A 26343-nucleotide genomic window follows, 5' to 3' on the forward strand; every position below is an offset into this window, starting at 1 on the left:
GGATGACAAGTATGAGGAAAAAAACAATTGGAGAGGTTTTACGATTAGCTAGAATCAATCAGGGATTGAGTTTAGATGAATTGCAGAAAAAGACAGAAATCCAGTTAGATATGTTGGAAGCAATGGAAGCAGACGATTTCGATCAACTTCCAAGTCCTTTTTACACGCGTTCTTTCTTGAGAAAATATGCATGGGCTGTTGAGTTAGATGACCAAATTGTTTTGGATGCTTATGATTCTGGGAGTATGATTACTTATGAGGAAGTAGATGTTGATGAAGATGAGTTGACAGGTCGTAGACGTTCAAGTAAGAAAAAGAAGAAAAAAACATCCTTTTTACCTTTATTTTATTTTATCCTTTTCGCCTTATCGATTTTAATTTTTGTGACCTATTATGTTTGGAACTATATTCAAACTCAACCAGAGGGGTCTTCTCTTTCTAATTACAGTGTGGTTCAATCAACAAGTTCAATAAGTTCAACTAGCTCTGTTCCCCACTTATCAAGTAGTAGTTCATCTAGCAGTTCTTCTAGTGTAGAATCAGCTATAAGTGTATCAGGTGAAGGAAATCATGTAGAAATCGCTTATAAGACAAGTAAGGAAACAGTTAAATTGCAATTGGCAGTTTCAGAGGTTACAAGTTGGGTCAGTGTTTCAGAAAGCGAACTTGAGGGCGGTGTAACCTTATCACCGGATAATAAAAGTGCAGAAGCAACAGTTGCAACTAAAAGTCCTGTAACCATTACCTTAGGTGTTGTCAAAGGTGTTACTTTGACAGTAGATAATCAGACTGTTGATTTATCGAAATTAACAGCGCAGACTGGACAAATCACTGTAACCTTTACTAAAAATTAAGGAAAAACGAATGAAAAAAGAACAAATTCCCAATCTCTTAACAATAGGTCGAATTCTCTTTATACCTATTTTTATCTTTATTTTAACGATAGGAAATTCGATAGAGAGTCATATAGTAGCAGCTATTATCTTTGCTGTTGCCAGTATTACCGACTATTTAGATGGATATTTAGCACGTAAATGGAATGTGGTCAGTAATTTTGGTAAATTTGCAGATCCTATGGCGGATAAGTTACTAGTTATGTCGGCTTTTATTATGCTGATTGAGTTAGGTATGGCTCCAGCTTGGATTGTTGCAGTAATTATCTGTCGTGAGTTGGCTGTGACAGGTTTAAGGCTTTTATTGGTTGAAACTGGTGGAACAGTTTTAGCAGCGGCAATGCCTGGAAAAATTAAAACTTTTAGTCAGATGTTTGCGATTATTTTCTTGCTATTACATTGGACTTTGCTTGGTCAAGTTCTACTTTATGTAGCCTTGTTTTTCACTATCTACTCTGGCTATGATTATTTCAAGGGTAGTGCCTATGTATTTAAAGGGACATTTGGTTCGAAATGAAATCAATAATTGATGTAAAAAATCTTTCTTTTCGCTATAAAGAAAATCAGAACTACTACGATGTGAAGGATATTACGTTTCACGTGAAACGTGGAGAATGGCTTTCGATTGTAGGGCATAATGGTAGTGGTAAATCAACGACGGTTCGCTTAATTGATGGCTTACTGGAAGCAGAATCCGGAGAGATTGTAATTGATGGCCAACGGCTGACTGAGGAAAATGTTTGGAAAATACGTCGTCAAATCGGTATGGTTTTTCAAAATCCAGACAATCAATTTGTTGGAGCGACTGTTGAAGATGATGTTGCTTTTGGTTTGGAAAATCAGGGCCTTTCTCGTCAAGAAATGAAAAAGAGAGTGGAAGAAGCTCTGGCTTTAGTTGGCATGTTAGACTTTAAAAAGAGAGAGCCGGCGCGTCTATCAGGTGGCCAAAAGCAACGTGTGGCCATTGCAGGTGTTGTAGCCCTAAGACCAGCTATTTTAATTTTAGATGAAGCAACGAGTATGCTGGATCCTGAGGGTCGTAGAGAACTGATTGAGACAGTAAAAGGAATTCGAAAAGACTATGATATGACGGTCATTTCTATTACCCATGATTTGGAAGAAGTTGCCATGAGTGATCGTGTGTTGGTCATGAAAAAAGGGGAAATTGAATCAACCAGTAGCCCAAGAGAACTTTTCTCTCGAAATGATTTAGATCAAATTGGATTAGACGATCCTTTTGCCAATCAATTAAAACATTCTTTGAGCCAGAATGGCTATGATTTACCTGAAAATTATTTGACAGAAAGTGAGCTAGAGGATAAGCTATGGGAATTGCTCTAGAAAATGTGAGTTTTACATATCAAGAAGGTACTCCCTTAGCTTCAACAGCTTTGACGGATGTTTCTTTGACGATTGAAGATGGTTCTTATACGGCTTTAATTGGGCATACAGGTAGTGGTAAATCAACTATTTTACAACTATTAAATGGTTTATTGGTGCCAAGTCAAGGGAGTGTGCGAGTTTTTGATACCTTAATCACCTCGACTTCTAAAAATAAAGATATTCGTCAAATTAGAAAACAGGTTGGCTTAGTATTTCAGTTTGCTGAAAATCAGATTTTTGAAGAAACGGTTTTGAAAGATGTTGCTTTTGGACCGCAAAATTTTGGAGTTTCTGAAGAAGATGCGGAGCAGATTGCGCGTGAGAAACTGGCTTTGGTTGGAATTGATGAGTCACTTTTTAATCGTAGTCCGTTTGAGCTGTCAGGGGGACAAATGAGACGTGTGGCCATTGCAGGCATACTTGCCATGGAGCCAGCTGTATTAGTCTTAGATGAACCCACAGCAGGCCTGGATCCTCTGGGTAGAAAAGAGTTGATGAATTTGTTCAAAAAACTCCACCAGTCAGGGATGACCATTGTCTTGGTAACGCATTTGATGGATGATGTTGCTGAATATGCGAATCAAGTCTATGTGATGGAAAAGGGACGTCTAGTTAAGGGTGGTAAGCCAAGTGATGTCTTTCAAGATGTTGTCTTTATGGAAGAAGTGCAGTTGGGAGTACCTAAAATTACGGCCTTTTGTAAACGATTGGCGGATAGAGGCGTGTCATTTAAACGATTACCGATTAAGATAGAGGAGTTCAAGGAGTCGCTAAATGGATAGTATGATTTTGGGGCGTTATATCCCAGGGGATTCGATTGTTCACCGATTGGATCCACGTAGCAAATTACTGGCTATGATGCTACTGATTTTAATCGTTTTTTGGGCTAATAACCCTTTGACGAATCTAATTCTTTTTATAGCGACAGGTATCTTTATTGCCTTGTCCGGAGTATCTCTTTCATTCTTTATTCAGGGCTTGAAATCTATGTTTTTCTTGATTGCCTTCACAACTATTTTTCAACTTTTTTTCATTTCTAATGGGAATGTTTTATTTGAATTTTCGTTTCTGAGAATCACAGATTATGCTTTGCAACAAGCTGGGATTATTTTTTGTCGTTTTGTATTGATTATTTTCTTTTCAACTTTGTTAACCTTAACAACCATGCCCTTAAGTTTGGCCTCAGCTGTCGAAGCTTTGTTAGTGCCTTTAAAGCGTGTGAAAGTTCCAGTTCATGAAATTGGATTGATGCTGTCCATGAGTTTGCGTTTTGTTCCGACCTTAATGGATGATACGACGCGGATTATGAATGCACAGAAAGCGCGTGGAGTGGATTTTGGTGAAGGAAGCATTGTTCAAAAGGTGAAGGCGATGATTCCCATTTTGATCCCTCTTTTTGCAACAAGTTTAAAACGTGCGGATTCCTTGGCTATCGCTATGGAAGCGCGTGGTTATCAGGGGGGAAAAGGCAGAAGTCAATACCGACAATTGAAATGGACTCGAAAGGATACGCTGACCATTCTTGTTGTTCTCATACTTGGTTGTTGTTTATTTTTCTTAAAATCTTAGTAGATTTCAGGAATTGATAAAAAAGTTACTGTAACAGTTTTTGATATAAAGGTAGGGATATGAACCGTTTTAAAAAATCAAAATATGTCATTATTGTTTTTGTCACTGTTCTGCTTGTGTCAGCTCTCTTAGCGACGACTTATTCAAGTACAATTGTGACAAAATTAGGAGATGGAATCTCATTGGTTGATAGGGTTGTACAAAAACCTTTTCAGTGGTTTGATTCTGTCAAATCAGATTTGGCACATTTGACACGAACATATAATGAAAATGAAAGTTTGAAGAAACAGATTTACCAATTAGAAGTTAAATCAAATGAGGCGGAAAGTTTAAAGACGGAAAATGAACAACTGCGCCAATTGCTTGATATGAAGTCTAAATTGCAAGCCACAAAGACTTTAGCAGCAGATGTTATTATGCGTTCTCCGGTATCTTGGAAACAGGAATTGACCTTAGATGTAGGCAAATCAAAAGGAGCTTCAGATAACATGTTAGCTATTGCAAATGGTGGTTTGATTGGGAGCGTTTCAAAAGTAGAGGAGAACTCTACCATGGTCAACCTTCTGACAAATACGGAAAATGCTGATAAGATTTCTGTTAAAATTCAACACGGCACTACCACAATTTATGGAATTATTGTTGGCTACGACAAGGAAAATGAAGTTCTTAAAATTAGCCAATTAAATAGCAATAGCGATATTAGTACAGGCGATAAGGTGACAACGGGGGGATTAGGAAACTTTAACGTTGCTGATATTCCTGTAGGTGAAGTGGTTGCCACAACGCATAGTACAGACTATTTGACACGAGAAGTAACTGTTAAATTGAGTGCAGATACTCATAATGTGGATGTGATAGAATTAGTGGGGAATTCATAATGAGACAGTTGAAGCGGGTTGGAGTGTTTTTATTGCTTCCTTTCTTTGTTCTAATTGACGCCCATATTAGCCAGCTTCTGGGCTCATTTTTCCCCCATGTACATTTGGCTAGTCATTTTCTTTTTCTATTTCTATTATTTGAGACGATAGAAGTATCAGAGTATCTCTACCTAGTCTATTGTTTTGTGATAGGCTTGGTTTACGATGTTTACTTTTTCCATCTAATAGGGATCGCAACTCTCTTATTTATCTTATTGGGAGCCTTTCTTCATAAATTGAATAGTGTTATTTTGTTGAATCGTTGGACAAGAATGCTAGCCATGATTGTACTGACATTCCTGTTTGAAATGGGTAGTTATCTTTTGGCTCTTATGGTAGGGCTGACAGTGGATAACATGTCGATTTTTATAGTCTATAGCTTGGTACCGACGATGATTTTAAATTTTTTATGGATTACTGTTTTTCAATTTATTTTTGAAAGATATTATCTATAAGAAAGAAACAAAAATGTAACAAAGGCGTAATATTCATTAGGCCTTTTTTTGGTATACTAGTATTGTCTTTAAAAGAAGGAGTATCTACGTAATATGAAGAAAAAAATCTTAGCGTCACTTTTATTAAGTACAGTAATGGTTTCTCAAGTAGCTGTTTTAACAACTGCGCATGCAGAAACGACTGATGACAAAATTGCTGCTCAAGATAATAAAATTAGTAACTTAACAGCACAACAACAAGAAGCCCAAAAACAAGTTGATCAAATTCAGGAGCAAGTATCTGCTATTCAAGCAGAGCAATCTAACTTGCAATCTGAAAATGATAGATTACAAGCAGAATCTAAGAAACTCGAGGGTGAGATTACAGAACTTTCTAAAAACATTGTTTCTCGTAACCAATCTTTGGAAAAACAAGCTCGTAGTGCTCAAACAAATGGAGCCGCAACTAGCTACATCAATACAATCGTAAACTCAAAATCAATTACAGAAGCTATTTCACGTGTTGCTGCAATGAGTGAAATCGTATCTGCGAATAACAAAATGTTAGAACAACAAAAAGCAGATAAAAAAGCTATTTCTGAAAAACAAGTAGCAAACAATGATGCAATCAATACTGTAATTGCTAATCAACAAAAATTGGCAGATGATGCACAAGCATTGACTACGAAACAGGCAGAACTAAAGGCTGCTGAATTGAGTCTTGCTGCTGAGAAAGCGACAGCTGAAGGGGAAAAAGCAAGTCTATTAGAGCAAAAAGCGGCAGCTGAGGCAGAGGCTCGTGCAGCTGCGGCAGCAGAAGCAGCTTATAAAGAAAAACAGGCTAGCCAACAACAATCAGTACTTGCTTCAGGTAATACAAACCTAACAGCACAGGTACAAGCAGTATCTGAATCTGCAGTAGCACCTGTTCAGGCTAAAGTACGTCCAACATATAACACAAATGCCTCAACTTATCCAATTGGTGAATGTACATGGGGAGTAAAAACCTTGGCACCTTGGGCTGGAGACTACTGGGGTAATGGAGCACAGTGGGCTACAAGTGCAGCAGCAGCAGGTTTCCGTACAGGTTCAACCCCTCAAGTTGGAGCAATTGCATGTTGGAACGATGGTGGATATGGACACGTAGCGGTTGTTACAGCTGTTGAATCAACAACACGTATTCAAGTATCAGAATCAAACTATGCAGGTAATCGCACACTTGGAAACCACCGTGGATGGTTTAATCCAACAACGACTTCTGAAGGTTTTGTGACATATATTTATGCAGACTAATTAGAGAGAGGGACTCGAATAGAGCCCTCTTTTTTAGGTTTTACCAGAGACAATAACGATTAAAAATCCCATCAAAATAGCTTGAAAATATCGAAAAAGTATGGTAGAATAAAAATTGTCGTGTGAACGATAATACTCATTCTTGATGAATTGTGAAGCAGTTGCCCTTGGGTCGTTTTGCGAGTTGAAGTCAAGAAGAGGAAAAAAACAAAAAGGAGAAATACTCATGGCAGTAATTTCAATGAAACAACTTCTTGAGGCTGGTGTACACTTTGGTCACCAAACTCGTCGCTGGAACCCTAAGATGGCTAAATACATCTTTACAGAACGTAACGGAATCCACGTTATCGACTTGCAACAAACTGTAAAATACGCTGACCAAGCATACGACTTCATGCGTGATGCGGCAGCTAACGATGCAGTTGTATTGTTCGTTGGTACTAAGAAACAAGCAGCTGATGCAGTTGCTGAAGAAGCAGTACGTTCAGGTCAATACTTCATCAACCACCGTTGGTTGGGTGGAACTCTTACAAACTGGGGAACAATCCAAAAACGTATCGCTCGTTTGAAAGAAATCAAACGTATGGAAGAAGATGGAACTTTCGAAGTTCTTCCTAAGAAAGAAGTTGCACTTCTTAACAAACAACGTGCACGTCTTGAAAAATTCTTGGGTGGTATCGAAGATATGCCTCGTATTCCAGATGTGATGTACGTAGTTGACCCACATAAAGAGCAAATCGCTGTTAAAGAAGCTAAGAAATTGGGAATCCCAGTTGTAGCGATGGTTGACACAAACACTGATCCAGATGATATCGATGTAATCATCCCAGCTAACGATGATGCTATCCGCGCTGTTAAATTGATCACAGCTAAATTGGCTGACGCTATCATCGAAGGACGTCAAGGTGAAGATGCAGTAGCAGTTGAAGCAGAATTTGTAGCTTCAGAAACTCAAGCAGATTCAATTGAAGAAATCGTTGAAGTTGTAGAAGGCGACAACGCTTAATTCATATAAATAGTAATTACCTAGGAGGGCGGGGCTTAGCCCGGCTCTCCTATTTTTAAAAAATATAGGAGAATCAAAATGGCAGAAATTACAGCTAAACTTGTTAAAGAGTTGCGTGAAAAATCTGGTGCTGGTGTTATGGACGCTAAAAAAGCATTGGTTGAAGTGGAAGGCGATATCGAAAAAGCGATTGAATTGCTTCGCGAAAAAGGTATGGCAAAAGCAGCTAAGAAAGCTGACCGTGTTGCTGCAGAAGGTTTGACTGGTGTTTATGTTGATGGTAACATTGCAGCAGTTGTTGAAGTAAATGCTGAAACTGACTTCGTTGCGAAAAACGCTCAATTTGTTGAGTTGGTAAACGCAACAGCTAAAGCAATCGTTGAAGGAAAACCAGCTAACAATGAAGAAGCTCTTGCTTTGACTATGCCTTCAGGTGAAACTCTTGAAGCTGCATACGTATCTGCAACAGCGACTATCGGAGAAAAAATCTCATTCCGTCGCTTTGCTTTGATTGAAAAAACAGATGCACAACACTTCGGAGCATACCAACACAACGGTGGACGTATCGGTGTTATCTCTGTAATCGAAGGTGGAGACGAAGCACTTGCTAAACAAATTTCAATGCACATCGCTGCTATGAAACCAACAGTTCTTTCATACAAAGAATTGGATGAGCAATTTGTTAAAGATGAGTTGGCACAATTGAACCACGTTATCGACCAAGATAACGAAAGCCGTGCAATGGTTAACAAACCAGCTCTTCCACACTTGAAATATGGATCAAAAGCTCAATTGACTGATGATGTTATTGCTCAAGCTGAAGCTGACATCAAAGCTGAATTGGCTGCAGAAGGCAAACCAGAAAAAATCTGGGACAAAATCATCCCAGGTAAAATGGATCGCTTCATGCTTGACAATACTAAAGTTGACCAAGCTTACACACTTCTTGCACAAGTTTACATCATGGATGACAGCAAGACAGTTGAAGCATACCTTGAATCAGTTAACGCTTCAGTAGTTGAGTTCGCTCGCTTTGAAGTTGGTGAAGGTATTGAGAAAGCTGCAAACGACTTTGAAGCTGAAGTTGCAGCTACAATGGCAGCAGCCTTGAATAACTAATTATAGAAAGGAAGTAAATTTGCTTCCTTTTTTCTATGCAGTCGATCCCTATAGGGAGAGCTTCCTATTTTCAAGGTAAAAATAAAAAGCCCTATAATAAGGGCCAATTGTATTTAGGAGACTAAACTTCAAATTCATAGAGTGCTGTAGAGAGATAACGTTCACCGTTATCTGGTGCTAGAGCAAGGACTTTTTTACCTGTACCTAATTTTTTGGCAATCTCGATGGCTCCGTAGATAGCTGCAGCTGAAGAAATCCCTACAAGGAAACCTTCTTTTCCACCAATTTCACGTCCGAGTGCAAGAGCATCATCTGATGTTACACGAACGATACCATCATAGGCTTTAGTATCAAGTGTATCAGGAATAAATCCAGCTGAGATACCTTGAATTTTGTGAGGACCAGGTTTTTCACCAGATAGAATGGCGGATTCATCAGCTTCCACTGCATAAACTTGAATGTTTGAATTTGCTGATTTGAGTGCATGAGAAACACCAGAAATCGTTCCACCGGTACCCACTCCAGCAACAAAGGCATCTAGTCCATCTTTACCGAAAGCAGCTAGTATTTCAGCTCCTGTTGTTCTTTCGTGTACCTCTGGATTTGCTGGGTTGTCAAATTGAAGAGGAAGGAAACCATCACGTTCAGCAGCGATTTCTTGAGCCTTAGCAATAGCACCCTTCATTCCTTCGCTACCAGGCGTAAGGACGAGTTCAGCACCATAGGCTTGGATGATCTTACGTCGTTCTACACTCATAGTTTCAGGCATAACGATGACGACTTTATACCCTTTAGCAGCACCTACCCATGAAAGTCCAATACCAGTGTTTCCACTTGTTGCTTCAACAATAGTAGAACCAGGTTTTAGAATACCGTCTTGTTCAGCTTTTTCAATCATGCTAAGAGCAATACGGTCTTTTACAGAAGAACCAGGGTTAAATGCTTCAAGTTTTACATAGACATCTGCAGCACCTTCTGGCACAATGTTGTTGAGTTTAACAATCGGAGTTTGACCGATTAGTTCAGTAATGTTGTTATAAATAGACATATGAATACCTCTTTGTATAAGATATTTCTAGTATAACGCTAACTATAACATTTGTAAAATATAGAAATCCTATCGGAGCGATAGGATTTTTTTATATCACAGGTCTAAGCCATTAATTTTTAAGCGATTGTGATAGGCTAATTCTAGTAAATAGGTGTAAAGGAGAACGCTATCCGTTTTCTTTTTGAATTGCTTCATTTTCTAGTAGGTCTTGGCAAGCATTTTTTTATTTTGCTCGCTAAAGTAGTTGTGAGAATGTCAACGAAACGCTGTATTATCCATTGTTTACAATAAGTTTACAGGAACTTCAACTTCTCGTAAACCTTGGTCAGTTAAAGTGATTTTTCCATTAAAAAACTCTACAAGTGCAGCTTTAATAGTTTCTTTTTCTTCTTTATCAACATAAATCATCGTATCGACTTGATCTGTAAAGTTTGTATCCAGCTCCATGAGATCATGTTCTTTAAGAAAGTTACTATACTCTTGGTATTGAGCATAAGACATTTGAATAGCAATGCCAGCCTGTTCTTTTATTTCAATAATACCAATTTTTTTGACAGCTAAGGCGACACTGCCGGCGTAAGCACGAATTAGTCCTCCAGCCCCTAGTTTAATACCACCAAAGTAGCGTGTCACGACCACACAGACATTAGTGAGATTATGATTTTCTAGTACCCCAAGCATGGGAACGCCAGCAGTACCACTAGGCTCACCATCATCACTTGTACGTTTAATTTCACTACGTTCCCCAATAATAAAGGCAGAGCAGTTATGTGTCGCTTTGTAGTGTTCTTTTTTGATAGCAGTAATGAAGTCACGAGCCTCTTCTTCGCTATAAACACGCTTGGCATGACAGATAAAGCGGGATTTTTTGATTTCTTCTTGGACTTGTCCGTCCTCTTTAATTGTTCTAAATTCCATGATTTAATTGTACTAAAAAATCATCTAAAGCGCTAGGTTTTTACGAATAAAGAAGTATGAAAGTAAATCCAAACTATCTCGGTCGTTTGTTTACTGAGAATGAATTAACAGAAGAGGAATGTCAGTTGGCGGAGAAATTTCCAGCAATGAGAAAGGAGAAGGGGAAATTTTTCTGTCAACGTTGTAATAATACTATTCTAGAAGAATGGTATTTGCCCATTGGTGCTTACTATTGTCGGGAGTGCTTAATTATGAAGCGAGTCAGGAGTGATCAAGATTTATACTATTTCCCACAGGAGGATTTTCCGAAGCAAGATGTTCTTAAATGGCGTGGTCAATTAACTCCTTTTCAAGAGAAGGTGTCAGAGGGACTGATTCAAGCAGTAGAGAAGCAAGAGCCAACTTTAGTTCATGCGGTGACAGGGGCTGGAAAGACAGAAATGATTTATCAAGTTGTGGCTAAAGTGATTAATGGAGGTGGTGCAGTATGTTTGGCTAGTCCTCGCATAGATGTTTGTTTGGAGCTGTATAAGCGCCTGCAAAATGATTTTTCTTGCGAGATAGCCCTCCTACATGGAGAATCAAAGCCGTATTTTCGAACACCACTAGTTGTTGCGACAACCCATCAGTTATTGAAATTTTATCAAGCTTTTGATTTGCTGATAGTGGATGAAGTAGATGCTTTTCCTTATGTTGATAATCCCACGCTTTACCACGCTGTCAAGAATAGTGTAAAGGAGAATGGATTGAGAATCTTTTTAACGGCGACTTCGACTGATGAGTTAGATAAAAAGGTCCGTTTAGGAGAACTAAAAAGACTGAGTTTACCGAGACGGTTCCATGGAAATCCGTTGATTATTCCAAAACCAATTTGGTTATCGGATTTTAATCGCTACTTAGATAAGAATCGTTTGTCACCAAAGTTAAAGTCCTATATTGATAAGCAGAGAAAGACAGCTTATCCGTTACTCATTTTTGCTTCAGAAATTAAGAAAGGGGAGCAGTTAAAAGAAATCTTACAGGAGCAATTTCCAAATGAGAAAATTGGATTTGTCTCTTCTATCACAGAAGATCGATTAGAGCAGGTACAAGCTTTTCGAGATGGAGCACTGACAATACTTATCAGTACGACAATCTTGGAGCGTGGGGTTACCTTCCCTTGTGTGGACGTTTTCGTAGTAGAGGCTAATCATCGTCTGTTTACCAAGTCTAGTTTGATTCAGATTGGTGGACGAGTTGGACGAAGCATGGATAGACCGACAGGAGATTTGCTTTTCTTCCATGATGGGTTAAATGATTCAATCAAGAAGGCGATTAAGGAAGTTCAGATGATGAATAAGGAGGCTGGTCTATGAAGTGCTTGTTATGTGAGCAGACTATGAAGACTGTTTTAACTTTTAGTAGTCTCTTACTTATGAAGAATGATGCCTCCTGTCTTTGTTTAGATTGTGATTCTACTTTTGAGAGAATTGGAGAAGAGTACTGTCCAAACTGTATGAAAATAGGATTGTCAACAAAGTGTCAAGATTGTCAATTTTGGTGTAAAGAAGGAGTTGAGGTCAGTCATAGAGCGATTTTCACTTACAATCAAGCTATGAAGGATTTTTTTAGTCGATATAAATTTGATGGAGACTTCCTTTTAAGAAAAGTTTTTTCTTCATTTTTAAGTGAGGAGTTGAAAAAGTACAAAGAGTACCAATTTGTAGTCATTCCATTAAGTAAGGAGAGATATGCTGATAGAGGATTTAATCAGGTTGAGGGCTTGGTCAATGCAGCAGGATTTAAGTACCTGGATTTGTTAGAGAAAAGAGAAGAACGAGCCAGTTCTTCTAAAAGTCGCTCAGAGCGCTTGGCGACAGAACTTCCTTTCTTTATTAAAAGTGGAGTCCGCATTCCTAAGAAAATCCTAATTATAGATGATATTTATACTACAGGAACAACTATAAATCGTGTGAAGAAACTGCTGGAAGAAGCTGGTGCTGAGGATGTAAAAACATTTTCCCTTGTAAGATAAGGAAAAAATTTGCAAAAATAGAATGAAAGCGTTATAATAAAATCATAAAAACAAAAATGTTTAGAAAGAAGGTACTCATATGATTAAATATAGTATCCGTGGTGAAAACCTAGAAGTAACAGAAGCAATTCGTGATTATGTAGTTTCTAAACTCGAAAAGATCGAAAAGTATTTTCAAGCTGAACAAGAGTTGGATGCTCGAGTTAACTTGAAGGTGTATCGTGAAAAAACGGCTAAAGTGGAAGTAACGATTCCGCTTGGCTCTATTACTCTTCGTGCAGAAGATGTGTCTCAAGATATGTATGGTTCAATTGACCTTGTAACCGATAAAATTGAACGTCAGATTCGTAAAAATAAAACAAAAATCGAGCGTAAAAATAAAAATAAGGTAGCAACTAGTCAATTATTTACAGATGCTTTGGTGGAAGATCCAAATGTTGTCCAATCTAGAGTTGTTCGTTCAAAACAAATTGATTTAAAACCAATGGATTTGGAAGAAGCTATTCTACAGATGGATTTGTTGGGACATGATTTCTTTATCTATGTGGATGTTGAAGATCAAACAACTAATGTGATTTATCGTCGTGAAGATGGCGAAATTGGTTTGTTAGAAGTTAAAGAATCTTAATTTCAATATGTGTAAAGTGAGGTTTACTGAATTGTAAACCTCCTTTTTCTTATAATTGATAGAATTACTGATTACACTTTTAAAAAGTCGCTTTTTGGTGGTTATTATGGTATAATGGGTGCCAAGAGGTTTGGAATGAAAAAATTTTATGTAAGTCCTATTTTCCCCTTAATATTAGGAATAGTGGCGTTCGGAGTGCTATCTGTGCAACTTGTTTTTGTAACGAATACACTGGTAACGCTATTTCTTTTCCTACTTATTTTGGGTTCATATATTTTATTATTCATCCATCAGAGAGACTACTACTCAAGGAGTGAAGTAGAACAAATCCAGTATGTAAACCACCAAGCTGAAGAAAGTTTGACAACCTTGTTAGAACAGATGCCTGTTGGAGTTATTAAACTAGACTTGTCGTCAGGTGAAGTTGAATGGTTTAATCCTTATGCTGAATTGATTTTGACTAATGAAGTGGGCGAGATTGATGTGGTATTAATTCAAACAATTATCAAGGCTTCTGTGGGGAACCCAGGTTCTTACGCTACCTTGGGGGAGACCCGTTATTCGGTTCATATGGACAAGGTATCTGGAGTTCTTTACTTCTTTGATGTGTCTGGAGAATACGAAGCGACTGTTGAGTTAGTAACGAGTCGGCCTGTGATTGGGATCGTTTCCGTTGACAACTACGATGATTTAGAAGATGAAACATCAGAGTCTGATATCAGTCATATAAATAGTTTTGTAGCCAATTTTGTTTCAGAATTTGCTGGTCAACATGCCATGTTCTCCCGTCGAGTAAGTATGGATCGCTTTTATCTATTTACGGACTACACGGTACTTGAGGGATTGATGAATGATAAATTTTCTGTTATTGATGCTTTCAGAGAAGAGTCGAAACAGAGACAGTTGCCTTTGACCTTAAGTATGGGATTTTCTTATGGTGATGGAAATCATGATGAAATCGGGAAAGTTGCATTGCTCAACTTGAACTTGGCTGAAGTGCGTGGTGGCGACCAGGTGGTTGTCAAGGAGAATGACGAAACGAAAAATCCCGTTTATTTTGGTGGTGGATCTGCGGCGTCAATCAAGCGTACAAGGACACGTACGCGCGCTATGATGACAGCTATTTCAGATAAGATTCGGAGTGTGGATCAGGTTTTTGTAGTTGGTCACAAAAATCTTGATATGGATGCTTTGGGTTCTGCTGTAGGTATGCAGTTATTTGCTAGTAATGTGACTGAAAATAGTTATGCTCTTTATGACGAAGAACAAATGTCTCCGGATATTGAACGAGCTGTTGCATTCTTAGAAAAAGAAGGAGTTACGAAGTTGTTGTCTGTTAAGGATGCAATGGGGATGGTGACCAATCGTTCTTTGTTGATTCTTGTAGACCATTCAAAGACAGCTTTAACTTTATCAAAAGATTTTTATGATTTGTTTACCCAAACTATTGTTATTGACCACCATAGAAGGGATCAGGATTTCCCAGATAATGCAGTTATTACTTATATCGAAAGTGGTGCAAGCAGTGCCAGTGAGTTGGTAACGGAATTGATTCAGTTCCAGAATTCTAAGAAAAATCGTTTGAGTCGTATGCAAGCAAGTGTTTTAATGGCTGGTATGATGTTGGATACTAAAAATTTCACCTCACGAGTGACTAGTCGGACATTTGATGTTGCTAGCTATCTCAGAACGCGCGGAAGCGATAGTATTGCTATCCAAGAAATCGCTGCGACAGATTTTGAAGAATATCGTGAGGTCAATGAACTGATTTTACAGGGGCGTAAATTAGGTTCAGATGTACTAATAGCAGAGGCTACGGACTCGAAATGTTACGATACAGTTGTTATTAGTAAGGCAGCAGATGCCATGTTAGCTATGTCAGGTATTGAAGCGAGTTTTGTTCTTGCGAAGAATACACAAGGATTTATCTCCATCTCAGCTCGAAGTCGTAGTAAGCTGAATGTACAACGGATTATGGAAGAGCTGGGAGGTGGAGGTCACTTTAATTTGGCAGCAGCTCAAATTAAGGATTTAACCTTGTCAGAAGCAGGTGAAAAACTGACAGAAATTGTATTAAATGAAATAAAGGAAAAGGAGAAAGAAGAATGAAAGTAATCTTTTTAGCAGATGTTAAAGGAAAAGGTAAAAAAGGCGAAATTAAGGAAGTACCAACAGGGTATGCACAAAACTTTCTTATCAAAAAGAATTTAGCAAAAGAAGCGACTGCTCAAGCTGTAGGTGAACTTCGTGGTAAACAAAAATCTGAAGAAAAAGCTCATGCTGAGATGATTGCAGAAGCAAAAGCAATTAAAGTCCAACTAGAAGCAGAAGAAACGGTTGTAGAATTTGTTGAAAAGGTTGGTCCAGATGGCCGTACTTTTGGTTCTATTACCAATAAGAAAATTGCAGAAGAATTGCAAAAGCAATTTGGAATTAAGATTGATAAACGTCATATTCAAGTACAAGCTCCGATTCGAGCAGTTGGTTTGATTGATGTACCAGTGAAAATCTATCAAGATATCACAAGTGTAATCAATCTTCGTGTGAAAGAAGGATAAATTTACACCTTCTTGACAAGACTGTAAAAGGAAGGGAAGTCTGATGGCAGAAGTAGAAGAGTTACGAGTACAACCTCAAGATATCTTAGCTGAGCAATCTGTTTTAGGGGCTATCTTTATTGACGAGAGTAAGCTTGTTTTTGTTCGAGAATATATTGATTCTCGGGACTTTTTTAAGTATGCCCATCGTTTGATTTTCCAAGCTATGGTCGATTTATCCGATCGTGGCGATGCCATAGATGCAACAACGGTTCGCACCATTCTTGATAATCAAGGGGATTTACAGAATATTGGTGGCTTGTCTTACTTGGTTGAGATTGTCAATTCTGTGCCAACTTCTGCTAATGCGGAGTACTATGCTAAGATTGTTGCAGAAAAAGCAATGCTACGTCGATTAATCTCAAAGTTGACAGAGTCTGTCAATCAAGCTTACGAGGCTTCGCAACCAGCTGATGAAATCATTGCTCAGGCAGAAAAAGGCCTGATTGATGTCAGTGAAAATGCAAATCGAAGTGGATTTAAGAACATTCGAGATGTGTTGAATATCAACTTTGGAAATCTGGAAGCTCGCTCGCAACAAACGACCGATATTACAGGTATTGCGACAGGTTATCGTGACTTGGATCATATGACGACTGGACTTCATGAGGAGGAGTTGATTATCCTAGCAGCCCGTCCGGCGGTTGGTAAGACAGCCTTTGCCTTGAATATCGCTCAGAATATTGGGACCAAGTTGGACAAAACGGTTGCTATTTTTTCACTGGAAATGGGTGCGGAAAGTCTAGTGGATCGTATGTTGGCGGCAGAAGGTTTGGTGGAATCCCATTCTATCCGTACGGGTCAATTGACCGATGAGGAATGGCAAAAGTACACTATTGCTCAAGGGAATCTAGCGAATGCAAGTATCTATATCGATGATACACCAGGGATTCGAATTACAGAGATTCGTTCTCGTTCTCGTAAATTGGCTCAAGAAACTGGAAATCTTGGTTTGATTTTGATAGACTATTTGCAGCTTATCACGGGAACTGGGCGAGAAAACCGTCAACAGGAAGTTTCAGAAATTTCACGTCAGTTGAAAATCCTAGCAAAAGAACTGAAGGTTCCAGTAATCGCTCTAAGTCAGCTTTCTCGTGGTGTAGAACAACGTCAGGATAAGAGACCGGTCTTGTCTGATATTCGTGAATCTGGGTCTATTGAGCAGGACGCTGATATCGTAGCCTTTCTTTATCGCGACGATTACTATGAGCGTGGTGGTGAAGAAGAGGAAGGCATACCGAATAATAAGGTAGAAGTTATTATCGAGAAAAACCGTAGTGGAGCTCGTGGAACGGTGGAATTAATTTTCCAAAAAGAATACAATAAATTTTCAAGTATCTCAAAGAGGGAGGCATAAGATGTCAGATGCATTTACAGATGTAGCCAAGATGAAAAAAATCAAAGAAGAAATCAAGGCACATGAGGGACAAGTCGTAGAAATGACTTTGGAGAATGGTCGTAAGCGCCAAAAAAATAGATTGGGTAAGCTAATTGAGGTTTATCCATCCCTATTTATTGTGGAATTTGGGAATGTGGAAGGAGATAAACAAGCTAATGTTTACGTTGAATCCTTTACTTACTCAGATATCCTTACTGAAAAGAATTTGATTCATTATCTGGACTAAAGTGAGAAATTTTCTCACTTTTTCTTTTTTCTCCGAATAGTTTAAGTGAAGGCAATCTTCGATTTATACTCTTCGAAAATCAAATTCAAACCACGTCAGCTTCGCCTTGCCGTACTCAAGTACAGCCTGCGCCTAGCTTCCTAGTTTGCTCTTTTATTTTCATTGAGTATAACCTTCCTGGTTAGTGCTATCTAACCCAGAAAAAATCCCCTCGGTACTGCAATACCGAGGGGATTTCTGTTAGCACTAAAATGCTAGAACTTCTCAATTCCTCTTTATTATCTCACATGCTCTATTCAATTGTCAAGAAAAAGGTGTTTTATATCTTTATAACTCATCGGCTATCTTATTGATTTTTCTCAGTCTGTGGTTGACACCACTTTTGGTCAGAGGGGTGCTGAGGCTATCTGCTAACTGCTGGATAGAGTAGTCTGGGTGCTGAATCCGCAGTTGCGCCACTTCCTGCAAATCCACTGGCAGGTTTTCTAAGCCCATAATATCTTTGATTTTACTGATATTGTTGATGGTCTTCATACTGGCAGAAACTGTCCGAGCGATATTAGCTGTTTCGGCATTGTTGGCCCGATTAAGATCATTACGGGTTTCTCGTAAAATCTTAACCCGCTCGAAATCATCACGCGCCTGCATAGCTCCGATGACAATCAAAAAGTCCATAATATCTTCGGCACGCTGGAGATAGGTCACAGCCCCCTTTTTGCGCTCAAGCACCTTAGCATCCAGTAAAAACTGCTGGAGAAGGGAGGCAATCCCTTGCGCGTGGTCCAGATAAACAGAACTGATTTCCAACTGGTACTTACCTGATTCAGGGTCACGAATACTTCCATTTGCCAAGAAAGCGCCACAAAGATAAGCACGACCTGCTTCCTCGTCCGATAAAATCGCCTCATCAATGCCTGTTTCCAGACCAAAGAAGGAGTCAGCCAAGTGCAAATCACTCAGCAGGTCCTGCACCTTTTCATCTGTAAAAACGGTATAGACTCTATTCTTGCGAAGATTGCTTCTTTGGTGGTGTCGGATTTCTGATTTGATTTCATAGAAATGGAGAAAGGATTCATAGAGGTGACGAGCCAGCTTAGCATTTTCTGTCACGACAGACAAGGTCAGGCCTGAAGTCGAAAGACCGATACTGCCAGACATCTTGATAATGGCAGATAATTCATGCTGGCTTAGATGGTGCTGACCTAGGATTTCTTCTTTTACTGCTACTGTGAAACTCATTTTCTCACCTGTATAATCCGCATCAATTCGTCCACGATCAAATCTCCATCGTGGAAGGCACCCCCATTTTCCAGACGAAGGAAGTTGGATGAAATCACACGCGGAACTTGCTTACAAAGACCAGCAAAATCATGTTCCACCTGCACCAAATATTCATCAAAACGATTGGAATTCATGTATTCTTGAGGCACTTTTTCGATATTCACCAAGACAGTATCGATAAAAGGTCGACCAAGGTGACGATGCAAGACTTCCACGTGATCACTATCTGTAAAGTGTTCTGTCTCCCCACGTTGGGTCATAATATTGCAGACATAGGCGATTTCTGCCTTGGTTTCCAAAAGCGCCTGCCCGATTTCCTTAATCACGATATTGGGCAAAATAGAGGTAAAGAGGGAACCAGGTCCGAGGACAATCATGTCACTTTCAAGAATGGTCTGCACTACTCGACGGCTAGCCAGAGGCGTATCATCGTTGAGGGTATTGGTCACATAGACGTGGTCAATCATACCTGGATGGTCTGCAATATGGCTCTCTCCAGCCACCTCTGTCCCATCCTGAAAGACTGCATGCAGGGTCAAGGGATGGTCACTGGAAGGATAAATCTTCCCAGTAGTATGGAAAAATTTGCTCAATAACTGCATGGCATTATAGGTCGAACCCTGCATCTCTGACAGACCAGCGATAATGAGATTTCCCAGCGGATGGCCCGCAAAGGCTCCCGCATCCTCAGAAAAACGATACTGAAAGACCTTCTCATAGAACTTAGGCATATCCGACATGGCCACAAGGACATTGCGAAGATCACCTGGCGGTGTCAATTGCTGCATATTTTTTCGGAGTTCACCTGATGAACCACCATCATCTGCCACCGTTACGATAGCAGCGATTTCCACATCTTTTTCCCGCAGACTTTTAAGAATGACGGGGATCCCAGTCCCTCCACCAATCACCGTTATCTTTGGTTTTCTCATGAACGGTTTACCGTTTCCTTTCTTCGATCTTTGTCGCGATGCCCTTCATTAACAGGCCAATTCTTGGATAAGTCCTGCGCCAACCGTTTAGCAAAGGCCACACTACGGTGTTGCCCACCCGTACAACCCATGGCAATGGTCAAAACAGACTTCCCTTCCTTTTGGTAACTTGGCAAAATCGGCTCAATCAAGGCCAATAAATGTTGATAAAAGTCTTCTGACTCAGGATGGTTCATGACATAATCATAAACAGGTTCATCCACACCCGTTTGGTTTCTCAGTTCTGGAAGGTAGTAGGGATTTGGCAAGAAACGAACATCAAAGACCAAGTCCGCATCAATCGGAATTCCATATTTAAAGCCAAAAGACATGACTTCGATACGGAAAGACTGGGCTTGTTCTTGATCCGAAAACTGCTCTGCAAGGGTTTTACGCAGCTCACGAGGAGTGAGTTCAGTCGTATCCACCACATTTTGGCTCATATTTTTCAAAGGTGCCAAGAGCTCACGTTCCAGCTTGATTCCATCCAAAATCCGTCCGTCTGCTGCTAGTGGGTGACTCCGTCTGGTTTCCTTGTAACGCGCGACCAATTCCTTATCAGCTGCATCCAAAAAGAGAATTTTGAAGTCCAGTTCTTCCTTGTTTTCCAACTCATCCAAAACAGCTTGAATCTCTGAGAAGAAAGAACGGCTACGCATATCTACTACCAAGGCCAACTTATGGTCGTCTTCCTTTGTTTCCACCAACTGCAAAAACTTAGGCAAGAGAGCTGGAGGCATATTATCAATAGTAAAATAACCCAAATCTTCGAAGGACTGAATGGCTACAGTTTTGCCTGCCCCACTCATCCCTGTCACAATCACCAAGTGAAGTTGTTTCTTTGTCATCTTTTTCTCCTTATATCAAAAGAAGTTTGGCAGAACCAAACTTCAACTAGCTTATCCAATCTCTGCGATGACTTCAATTTCGACTTTTACATCACGAGGAAGACGAGCTACCTCTACTGCTGAACGAGCTGGAAATTCCTCTTTAAAGGCCGTTTGGTAAACCTCGTTAAAAGGAACAAAGTCGTTCATATCGCTCAAGAAACAAGTTGTTTTGACAACATGGTCAAAGTCTGTTCCTGCTTCTGCCAAAATAGCACCGATGTTTTTTAAGACTTGTTCTGTCTGTTCTTGGATAGTCTCTCCTACGATTTCCCCAGTTTCAGGAGATAGGGGAACTTGACCACTAGCAAACAAAAGGTTGCCAACGATTTTTCCTTGAACATATGGTCCGATAGCCTTTGGAGCTTTATCTGTATGAATTGTTTTTGCCATTTTCTTTTCCTCACAATTTTTCTAAGATTGCATCCCAAGCTTGGTCCATCCCTGCCTTGCTGACAGATGAAAAGAGGATGAAGTCATCACTTGGGTCAAAATTTAATTTCTTTTTGATTGCTGATTCATGCTTATTCCATTTACCACGCGGAATCTTGTCCGCCTTGGTCGCAACGATGATAACCGGAATCTCGTAATACTTGAGAAATTCGTACATCTGTACATCATCTGCTGACGGGTCGTGACGGAGGTCAACTAGACTGACTACTGCACGGAGATTTTCCCGAGTCGTTAAGTACTCCTCAATCATGCGCCCCCACTTTTCACGTTCCTTTTTGGAAACGCGGGCATAACCATAACCAGGTACATCCACAAAACGCATCTTATCATCGATATTAAAGAAGTTGAGAAGCTGGGTTTTACCAGGTTTTCCTGATGTACGGGCCAGATTCTTACGGTTCAGCATGGTGTTGATGAAGCTAGACTTACCAACATTTGAACGCCCTGCTAGGGCAATCTCTGGGAGCTCATCCTGCGGATAGTGAGATTTATTAGCCGCACTGAGCAAGATTTCAGCATTGTGTGTATTAAGTTCCATAGTCACCTCTAGGCTGTTTCTAGGATTGGTTTATCCGTTCCATCGACAGCTTCTTTTGTGATGCGAACCAATTTCACATTTTCCTGACTCGGTACTTCAAACATAACGTCTAACATGGTTTCTTCGATGATGGAGCGAAGACCACGCGCCCCTGTCTTACGTTCGATAGCCTTATTGGCAATTTCTTGAAGGGCTTCGTCGTCAAATTCCAACTCGACATCATCATAAGAAAGCAAGGTTTGGTACTGTTTGACCAAGGCATTTCTTGGCTCTTTCAAGATGCGAACCAAGTCATCGACCGTCAATTGCTCAAGAGCTGCAAAGACAGGCAAGCGTCCAATCAACTCAGGAATAATCCCGAATTTTTGAATGTCTTCTGCGATGATTTCTTGCATGTAAGAGCTGTTTTCATCAATCGCCTTGTTATTTTGACCAAATCCGATGACTTTTTCTCCAAGACGTTGTTTGACGATTTCTTCAATGCCATCAAAGGCACCACCCACGATGAAGAGGATATTTTTAGTATCCACTTGAATCATCTCTTGTTGTGGATGCTTGCGTCCCCCCTGAGGCGGCACGCTAGCAACAGTTCCCTCGATAATCTTGAGAAGGGCTTGTTGCACACCTTCACCAGAAACATCACGTGTGATAGACACGTTCTCGCTTTTCTTGGCAATCTTGTCAATTTCATCCACGTAGATAATCCCACGTTCTGCACGCTCGATATTAAAGTCAGCAGCCTGCAAGAGTTTAAGGAGGATATTTTCCACGTCCTCACCTACATAACCAGCCTCAGTAAGAGCTGTCGCATCCGCAATCGCAAAAGGCACGTTCAAGCTCTTAGCCAAGGTCTGGGCAAGGAAAGTTTTCCCTGAACCAGTTGGGCCAATCATCAAAATGTTTGATTTCTGCAAATCCACATCTTCTGACTCTTCACGCGTATCGTGGAAATTGATACGTTTGTAGTGGTTATAAACCGCCACTGCCAAGGCACGCTTGGCACGATCTTGACCGATAACATAGTGGTTCAAGATATGGAGGAGTTCAATTGGTTTTGGCACCTCAGACAAGTCTGCCAAGACTTCCTCAACCAATTCTTCTCGAATGATTTCCTGAGCCAACTCCACGCATTCATTACAAATAAAAGCATTGTTGCCAGCGATTATTTTTTGTACTTCTTCTTGGTTTTTGCCACAAAATGAGCAATAAACCATCATATCATTATTCCTAGTTGTAGGCATGATTTCCTTCCGTTCTATTCTATACTGTCATTCTATCTAAAATAAGGTCATGTAAAAAGCATGGATACTATTGACCAAATTGGTAAAGGCATTTAACCAGAGCAGGACAGAAAGTCCATAGCGCTTTTTACGAAAAGCCTGTGCTCCTGCAAGCAAGCAGACCAAACACAGCATGGCTGTGAAAAAACCAAATATACTACGTTCCATTAGACTTCCTTTCTCTTGCGGTATTGGATGGTAAAATCATAAGGATTTTTCTCATCTTTGGTATAGGATTTGCTTGAAACCGTCTCAAAAATAGACAGGTCAAACTCTTCAGGGAAATAGGTATCTCCTTCCACCCGAGCATGAATGTGAGTCACAATCACTTCGTCAAGGTAGGGTTCAAAAGCTTGAAAAATTTGCTTTCCACCTAAAATATAAAGATTCTTATCTTGAGCCTGATACCAGTCCAAGACAGACTGAACATCATAAAAAGTAGCAACCCCGTCTATCTTTTCTTCAGAATTACGCGTCAAAATCAAGGTCTCCCGTTTGGGAAGCAAGCGACGCCCCATTCCATCAAAGGTCACACGCCCCATCAAGATAGCATGATTCAGAGTTGTTTCTTTGAAGTGTTGCAGTTCTGCTGGCAAATGCCAAGGCAGACGATTGTCCTTACCAATCACACCCTCTTCATCCTGGGCCCAAATAGCTACAATTTTCTTAGTCATGCTTCCATCCTTTTCACTGATAGTACTATTTTATCAAAAAACTCGAAAAAAGACTGATTTGGAATAGCTTACAAAATAGAAAAATCTGTAAGAAATTTCCTACAGATTTATCTATGTTTCCTTATTTCTTACAAACCAGGTGCTTGTCCAAGTTCTGCCGCAAGCATCCAAACTGTTTTCTCAAGTTCAGCCTTAGCACCAACAAAAATATCGTTTGTAACATCATCGCCTTCTTCGTCAGTCACATCCAACGCTTTTTGGAAAAGAGTGATGAGGTAGCGATAAATAGCTAGAACACGTTCCAAGCTTTCTTCAATATTACGGTATTCACCAGCTTCTTCTTCGATTTCACTATTTTGAAGGAATTCTGTCAATGTAGAGAATGGGCTTCCACCGAGTGTAATCAATCGTTCGCTGATTTCATCTAAATGACCATCAAGAGCATCCATGTACTCATCCATTTTTGGATGCCATACCATAAAACCGCGTCCACGCATATACCAGTGTACTTGGTGCAAAGCAACGTGGGCTACGTACAAATCAGCAACAGCTTGATTCAAAACTTCCTTTGTTTTTGCCAATGCTACTGGCGCTGCTTTTGTTAATGTTGCGACATCTTTTGCTGCTTCTTTTTTCAATTCTACCATTTTATTTTACCTCATTCATTATTTTTATGTAACCACTTCTTAATGATTACTACCTTAGTATACTACTAAGGAAAGACAATAGCAAGCCAAATGACCCACATGAGAAAAGTTGCAATAGACTGATAATTTAAGAATTCTTTAGAAGACGAAAAAGAGGTCTGGATGCTTATAGTCAATGGAAATCCATCAGCAAACTAGGAAACTAAACCCAGCTTAACCAAAGTACAAGTTTTGAGGTCGCAGGTAGAACTGACCAAGCTGATATGGTTTGAAGAAATTCCCCAAGACTATAATAGATTGAAATAAGATGGAGCCAAGTCGATTAGGAAAGACAAATGAATTTCTAAAAATGTTTTAGCAACCGCAATGTCCTGGTCTATATTCAATCTACTATATAATACTCTTCGAAAATCTCTTCAAACCACGTCAACGTCGCCTTGCCGTATATATGGTTACTGACTTCATCAGTCTTATCTACAACCTCAAAACAGTGTTTTGAGCAGCCTGCGGCTAGTTTCCTAGTTTGCTCTTTGATTTTCATTGAGTATAAGATTCATTTCTGAGCAAGATCTTGAATTTACTAGATGATGAACTACCATAAAACAAAGAAAAAGAGGGTGCTACTCTCACATCCCTCTTTCTAATCAGAGCTTAATACCAAACGCTGACATCCACACGCCCTTGGATTCCTTTCATGTATTCAGAAGAGGTATATTGCCAACCTTTTTCTCCTGAATAATGAGGATTTTCCCATTCTAAAGCATTGGTATAGGCTGCTACCCAGTTTACATGTTTTAAAATATCTGGGTGTTTTAAACGCGTCTGTAATAAACTACGATAGCTATAGACATACACATTTTGATAACCCGCCTGCTTCATTGTTGCCATATATTTGTTGATAATCTTGACCCAGGTTCCAGTATCACTTGGAGCCCTCTTGGTCTTATTGCCATATTCCCAGTTCTCAACATCGTAGTAGATAGGGTAAGACAAGTTCATCTTGTATTTTTTCAAGAGTTCAATGGTTTGATTAGCATCATTCTCAGCATCGGTCTCATTTTCAGCATAAGTATAAAGGTAAACACCGTAAGGAATTCCAAGACGGTTTAACTCCTTAATATTATGAGCCAATTCCTTGTCCTCAGTTCCACTATAGCCCAAACGAACAATGACACCATCTACTTCATTTTCATCAATAACCTTTTTCCAATCATTGATACGACCATTGTGCTCACTAATATCAATGACTTTCTTAGCATGTTCGGTTCCCACTTGCTCTTCTCTATTATTAAAGAAATAGCGTTTACCATCTCTGTGAACCCAGCCGACATTTAAATCTTTCTTTTCTTTGAGCTCACCAGAGGCCGCAAAGATATAGCGAGCACCATCCATAATCACTTCGTCAGTCGCCATGGCACCACTTCCAGTCAAATAGTAGTTGCCTTGCCACTCATTCCGAGCCATATAGCCCCACTTCTTGAAATAGTACCATTTGCCGCCCACTTTTTGCCACTCTTGGTTGGCATAAGTTCCATCGGATTTTAGATAAAAATAAGCAGAATAGGCTGGATCATAAAGCCATTCATTTTGCATCATGGCACCTTGACCATTCAAGAAATAACTTCCTTGCCATTGGCTTTTAGCCATGTAACCCCACTTCTTGAAGTAATACCACTTATTTCCAATCAATTGCCATTCTTGATGGGCATAAGCCCCATCTGACTTGAGATAAAACCAACTCTTGTAATTATTGTCATAGATCCACTCGTTTTGGGCCATATAGCCACCTGATTTCAGGTAGTAATTTCCATGCCATTCATTCTGCGCGTAACGACCATCTGAATTAATATAAAACCAAGCCTTATAGTAGTTGTCAAAAATCCATTCACTTTGAGCTTTAGAACCATCAGCCTTTACATAATAATCCCCATCCCAGTGGGCAGAGACATTGTTTCTCTGTTCATTGCTACTAGTTGATGAAGTTCCTGTTGATAAACTAGATTTTTCTGAAACTGTGCTTCCACTTGTTTCATCTGCCGCAATTCCTGAAACTCTTGCGCCAAGTAAGCAAAGACTTGCTAGCCCTATACATACAAATTTTGTTTTCAATCTTTCCTCTCCTATAAAAAATGGAACAGGCACCTGAATGCTGTTCCACCTAGCTT

Annotated in this window: 30 protein-coding genes and 1 pseudogene; 17 read left to right on the forward strand and 14 right to left on the reverse strand. The window is 39.7% G+C overall.

Annotated elements, in window-relative coordinates; genetic code table 11:
- The first annotated feature begins 11 nt into the window (after positions 1 to 11).
- The 10 genes from rodZ to tsf all read left to right on the forward strand — a co-directional run bounded on the left by rodZ (position 12) and on the right by tsf (position 8614).
- The gene (gene rodZ / locus HT732_RS03965) at positions 12 to 854 is read left to right on the forward strand and encodes a cytoskeleton protein RodZ (RefSeq protein WP_173254038.1); all 843 of its coding nucleotides are present in this window, start codon (positions 12 to 14) and stop codon (positions 852 to 854) included.
- 10 nt (positions 855 to 864) lie between these two features.
- Positions 865 to 1410, forward strand: a complete 546-nt coding sequence (pgsA, locus tag HT732_RS03970) for a CDP-diacylglycerol--glycerol-3-phosphate 3-phosphatidyltransferase (RefSeq protein WP_049511275.1) — start codon at positions 865 to 867, stop codon at positions 1408 to 1410.
- Complete coding sequence (locus HT732_RS03975; protein WP_173254039.1) at positions 1407 to 2234, forward strand: energy-coupling factor ABC transporter ATP-binding protein; 828 nt, start codon at positions 1407 to 1409, stop codon at positions 2232 to 2234. The genes pgsA and HT732_RS03975 overlap by 4 nt, the downstream gene beginning before the upstream one ends.
- On the forward strand, positions 2219 to 3058 hold the full coding sequence (locus HT732_RS03980; RefSeq protein WP_173254040.1) for an energy-coupling factor transporter ATPase: 840 nt from the start codon (positions 2219 to 2221) through the stop codon (positions 3056 to 3058). Before HT732_RS03975 ends, HT732_RS03980 begins: the two co-directional genes overlap by 16 nt.
- Positions 3051 to 3845 (forward strand): energy-coupling factor transporter transmembrane protein EcfT, encoded by a 795-nt coding sequence (locus HT732_RS03985; protein WP_173254041.1) that lies wholly within the window; start codon positions 3051 to 3053, stop codon positions 3843 to 3845. Before HT732_RS03980 ends, HT732_RS03985 begins: the two co-directional genes overlap by 8 nt.
- 59 nt (positions 3846 to 3904) lie before the next feature.
- Positions 3905 to 4723 (forward strand): rod shape-determining protein MreC, encoded by an 819-nt coding sequence (gene mreC / locus HT732_RS03990; protein ID WP_173254042.1) that lies wholly within the window; start codon positions 3905 to 3907, stop codon positions 4721 to 4723.
- Positions 4723 to 5217: a rod shape-determining protein MreD gene (gene mreD / locus HT732_RS03995; protein ID WP_173254043.1), complete on the forward strand. Its 495-nt coding sequence runs from the start codon at positions 4723 to 4725 to the stop codon at positions 5215 to 5217. The genes mreC and mreD overlap by 1 nt, the downstream gene beginning before the upstream one ends.
- A gap of 93 nt (positions 5218 to 5310) precedes the next feature.
- Entirely contained in the window at positions 5311 to 6489 is a 1179-nt protein-coding gene (locus HT732_RS04000; RefSeq protein ID WP_173254044.1) for a CHAP domain-containing protein, read from the forward strand.
- A 226-nt stretch (positions 6490 to 6715) separates the two neighbouring features.
- Positions 6716 to 7495 carry a 30S ribosomal protein S2 gene (rpsB, locus tag HT732_RS04005; protein WP_000268470.1) on the forward strand — a complete coding sequence of 260 codons (780 nt, stop codon included), beginning with the start codon at positions 6716 to 6718 and terminating at the stop codon, positions 7493 to 7495.
- A gap of 78 nt (positions 7496 to 7573) precedes the next feature.
- Positions 7574 to 8614, forward strand: coding sequence for a translation elongation factor Ts (gene tsf, locus HT732_RS04010; protein WP_000808091.1), 1041 nt, complete (start codon positions 7574 to 7576; stop codon positions 8612 to 8614).
- 121 nt (positions 8615 to 8735) lie between these two features.
- Here the strand turns inward: tsf and cysK are convergent, their stop codons facing one another.
- From cysK to HT732_RS04020, 3 genes and pseudogenes are all read right to left on the reverse strand, one after another.
- Entirely contained in the window at positions 8736 to 9662 is a 927-nt protein-coding gene (gene cysK, locus HT732_RS04015; RefSeq protein ID WP_000029881.1) for a cysteine synthase A, read from the reverse strand.
- A gap of 96 nt (positions 9663 to 9758) precedes the next feature.
- Positions 9759 to 9854, reverse strand: a pseudogene (locus HT732_RS10275) (PH domain-containing protein); the annotation flags it as partial.
- Between the two features lie 93 nt (positions 9855 to 9947).
- Positions 9948 to 10583: a YigZ family protein gene (locus HT732_RS04020; protein ID WP_173254045.1), complete on the reverse strand. Its 636-nt coding sequence runs from the start codon at positions 10581 to 10583 to the stop codon at positions 9948 to 9950.
- 56 nt (positions 10584 to 10639) lie between these two features.
- On the opposite strand from HT732_RS04020, the gene HT732_RS04025 reads away from it, so the two are divergent.
- The 7 genes from HT732_RS04025 (at position 10640) to HT732_RS04055 (ending at position 17447) form a co-directional block, all read left to right on the forward strand.
- Positions 10640 to 11938, forward strand: coding sequence for a DEAD/DEAH box helicase (locus tag HT732_RS04025; RefSeq protein ID WP_173254046.1), 1299 nt, complete (start codon positions 10640 to 10642; stop codon positions 11936 to 11938).
- Positions 11935 to 12597, forward strand: a complete 663-nt coding sequence (locus HT732_RS04030) for a ComF family protein (RefSeq protein WP_173254047.1) — start codon at positions 11935 to 11937, stop codon at positions 12595 to 12597. The genes HT732_RS04025 and HT732_RS04030 overlap by 4 nt, the downstream gene beginning before the upstream one ends.
- Positions 12598 to 12676: 79 nt before the next feature.
- Complete coding sequence (gene raiA / locus HT732_RS04035; protein ID WP_000599100.1) at positions 12677 to 13225, forward strand: ribosome-associated translation inhibitor RaiA; 549 nt, start codon at positions 12677 to 12679, stop codon at positions 13223 to 13225.
- A 135-nt stretch (positions 13226 to 13360) separates the two neighbouring features.
- Complete coding sequence (locus tag HT732_RS04040) at positions 13361 to 15334, forward strand: DHH family phosphoesterase (protein ID WP_173254048.1); 1974 nt, start codon at positions 13361 to 13363, stop codon at positions 15332 to 15334.
- Positions 15331 to 15783 carry a 50S ribosomal protein L9 gene (gene rplI / locus HT732_RS04045; protein ID WP_023944997.1) on the forward strand — a complete coding sequence of 151 codons (453 nt, stop codon included), beginning with the start codon at positions 15331 to 15333 and terminating at the stop codon, positions 15781 to 15783. The genes HT732_RS04040 and rplI overlap by 4 nt, the downstream gene beginning before the upstream one ends.
- Before the next feature lie 43 nt (positions 15784 to 15826).
- Complete coding sequence (dnaB, locus tag HT732_RS04050) at positions 15827 to 17179, forward strand: replicative DNA helicase (RefSeq protein ID WP_173254049.1); 1353 nt, start codon at positions 15827 to 15829, stop codon at positions 17177 to 17179.
- A 1-nt stretch (position 17180) separates the two neighbouring features.
- Positions 17181 to 17447, forward strand: a complete 267-nt coding sequence (locus tag HT732_RS04055) for a Veg family protein (RefSeq protein WP_001278169.1) — start codon at positions 17181 to 17183, stop codon at positions 17445 to 17447.
- A 327-nt stretch (positions 17448 to 17774) separates the two neighbouring features.
- Here the strand turns inward: HT732_RS04055 and whiA are convergent, their stop codons facing one another.
- From whiA to lytC, 11 genes are all read right to left on the reverse strand, one after another.
- The gene (whiA, locus tag HT732_RS04060) at positions 17775 to 18686 is read right to left on the reverse strand and encodes a DNA-binding protein WhiA (RefSeq protein WP_173254050.1); all 912 of its coding nucleotides are present in this window, start codon (positions 18684 to 18686) and stop codon (positions 17775 to 17777) included.
- The gene (locus HT732_RS04065; RefSeq protein WP_001231075.1) at positions 18683 to 19660 is read right to left on the reverse strand and encodes a YvcK family protein; all 978 of its coding nucleotides are present in this window, start codon (positions 19658 to 19660) and stop codon (positions 18683 to 18685) included. Before HT732_RS04065 ends, whiA begins: the two co-directional genes overlap by 4 nt.
- Complete coding sequence (rapZ, locus tag HT732_RS04070) at positions 19657 to 20547, reverse strand: RNase adapter RapZ (protein WP_000163055.1); 891 nt, start codon at positions 20545 to 20547, stop codon at positions 19657 to 19659. The genes HT732_RS04065 and rapZ overlap by 4 nt, the downstream gene beginning before the upstream one ends.
- 51 nt (positions 20548 to 20598) lie before the next feature.
- Entirely contained in the window at positions 20599 to 20979 is a 381-nt protein-coding gene (locus HT732_RS04075; RefSeq protein WP_001140420.1) for a RidA family protein, read from the reverse strand.
- 10 nt (positions 20980 to 20989) lie between these two features.
- Complete coding sequence (gene yihA, locus HT732_RS04080) at positions 20990 to 21577, reverse strand: ribosome biogenesis GTP-binding protein YihA/YsxC (protein WP_020900580.1); 588 nt, start codon at positions 21575 to 21577, stop codon at positions 20990 to 20992.
- 8 nt (positions 21578 to 21585) lie between these two features.
- A complete protein-coding gene (gene clpX, locus HT732_RS04085; protein WP_172926135.1) occupies positions 21586 to 22818 on the reverse strand; it encodes an ATP-dependent Clp protease ATP-binding subunit ClpX in 1233 nt (410 codons plus the stop codon).
- A gap of 36 nt (positions 22819 to 22854) precedes the next feature.
- Positions 22855 to 23025, reverse strand: coding sequence for a hypothetical protein (locus HT732_RS04090; RefSeq protein ID WP_000442260.1), 171 nt, complete (start codon positions 23023 to 23025; stop codon positions 22855 to 22857).
- Positions 23025 to 23531 carry a dihydrofolate reductase gene (locus tag HT732_RS04095; RefSeq protein WP_050244174.1) on the reverse strand — a complete coding sequence of 169 codons (507 nt, stop codon included), beginning with the start codon at positions 23529 to 23531 and terminating at the stop codon, positions 23025 to 23027. The genes HT732_RS04090 and HT732_RS04095 overlap by 1 nt, the downstream gene beginning before the upstream one ends.
- 128 nt (positions 23532 to 23659) lie before the next feature.
- The gene (locus HT732_RS04100) at positions 23660 to 24178 is read right to left on the reverse strand and encodes a Dps family protein (protein ID WP_172926134.1); all 519 of its coding nucleotides are present in this window, start codon (positions 24176 to 24178) and stop codon (positions 23660 to 23662) included.
- Positions 24179 to 24560: 382 nt separating this feature from the next.
- Entirely contained in the window at positions 24561 to 24719 is a 159-nt protein-coding gene (locus HT732_RS10280; protein WP_050268322.1) for a hypothetical protein, read from the reverse strand.
- Positions 24720 to 24829: 110 nt separating this feature from the next.
- Positions 24830 to 26320 (reverse strand): choline binding-anchored murein hydrolase LytC, encoded by a 1491-nt coding sequence (gene lytC / locus HT732_RS04110; protein WP_173254051.1) that lies wholly within the window; start codon positions 26318 to 26320, stop codon positions 24830 to 24832.
- Positions 26321 to 26343 lie beyond the last annotated feature (23 nt).

The organism is Streptococcus sp. 5346, from assembly GCF_013277455.1.
GTDB lineage: Bacteria > Bacillota > Bacilli > Lactobacillales > Streptococcaceae > Streptococcus.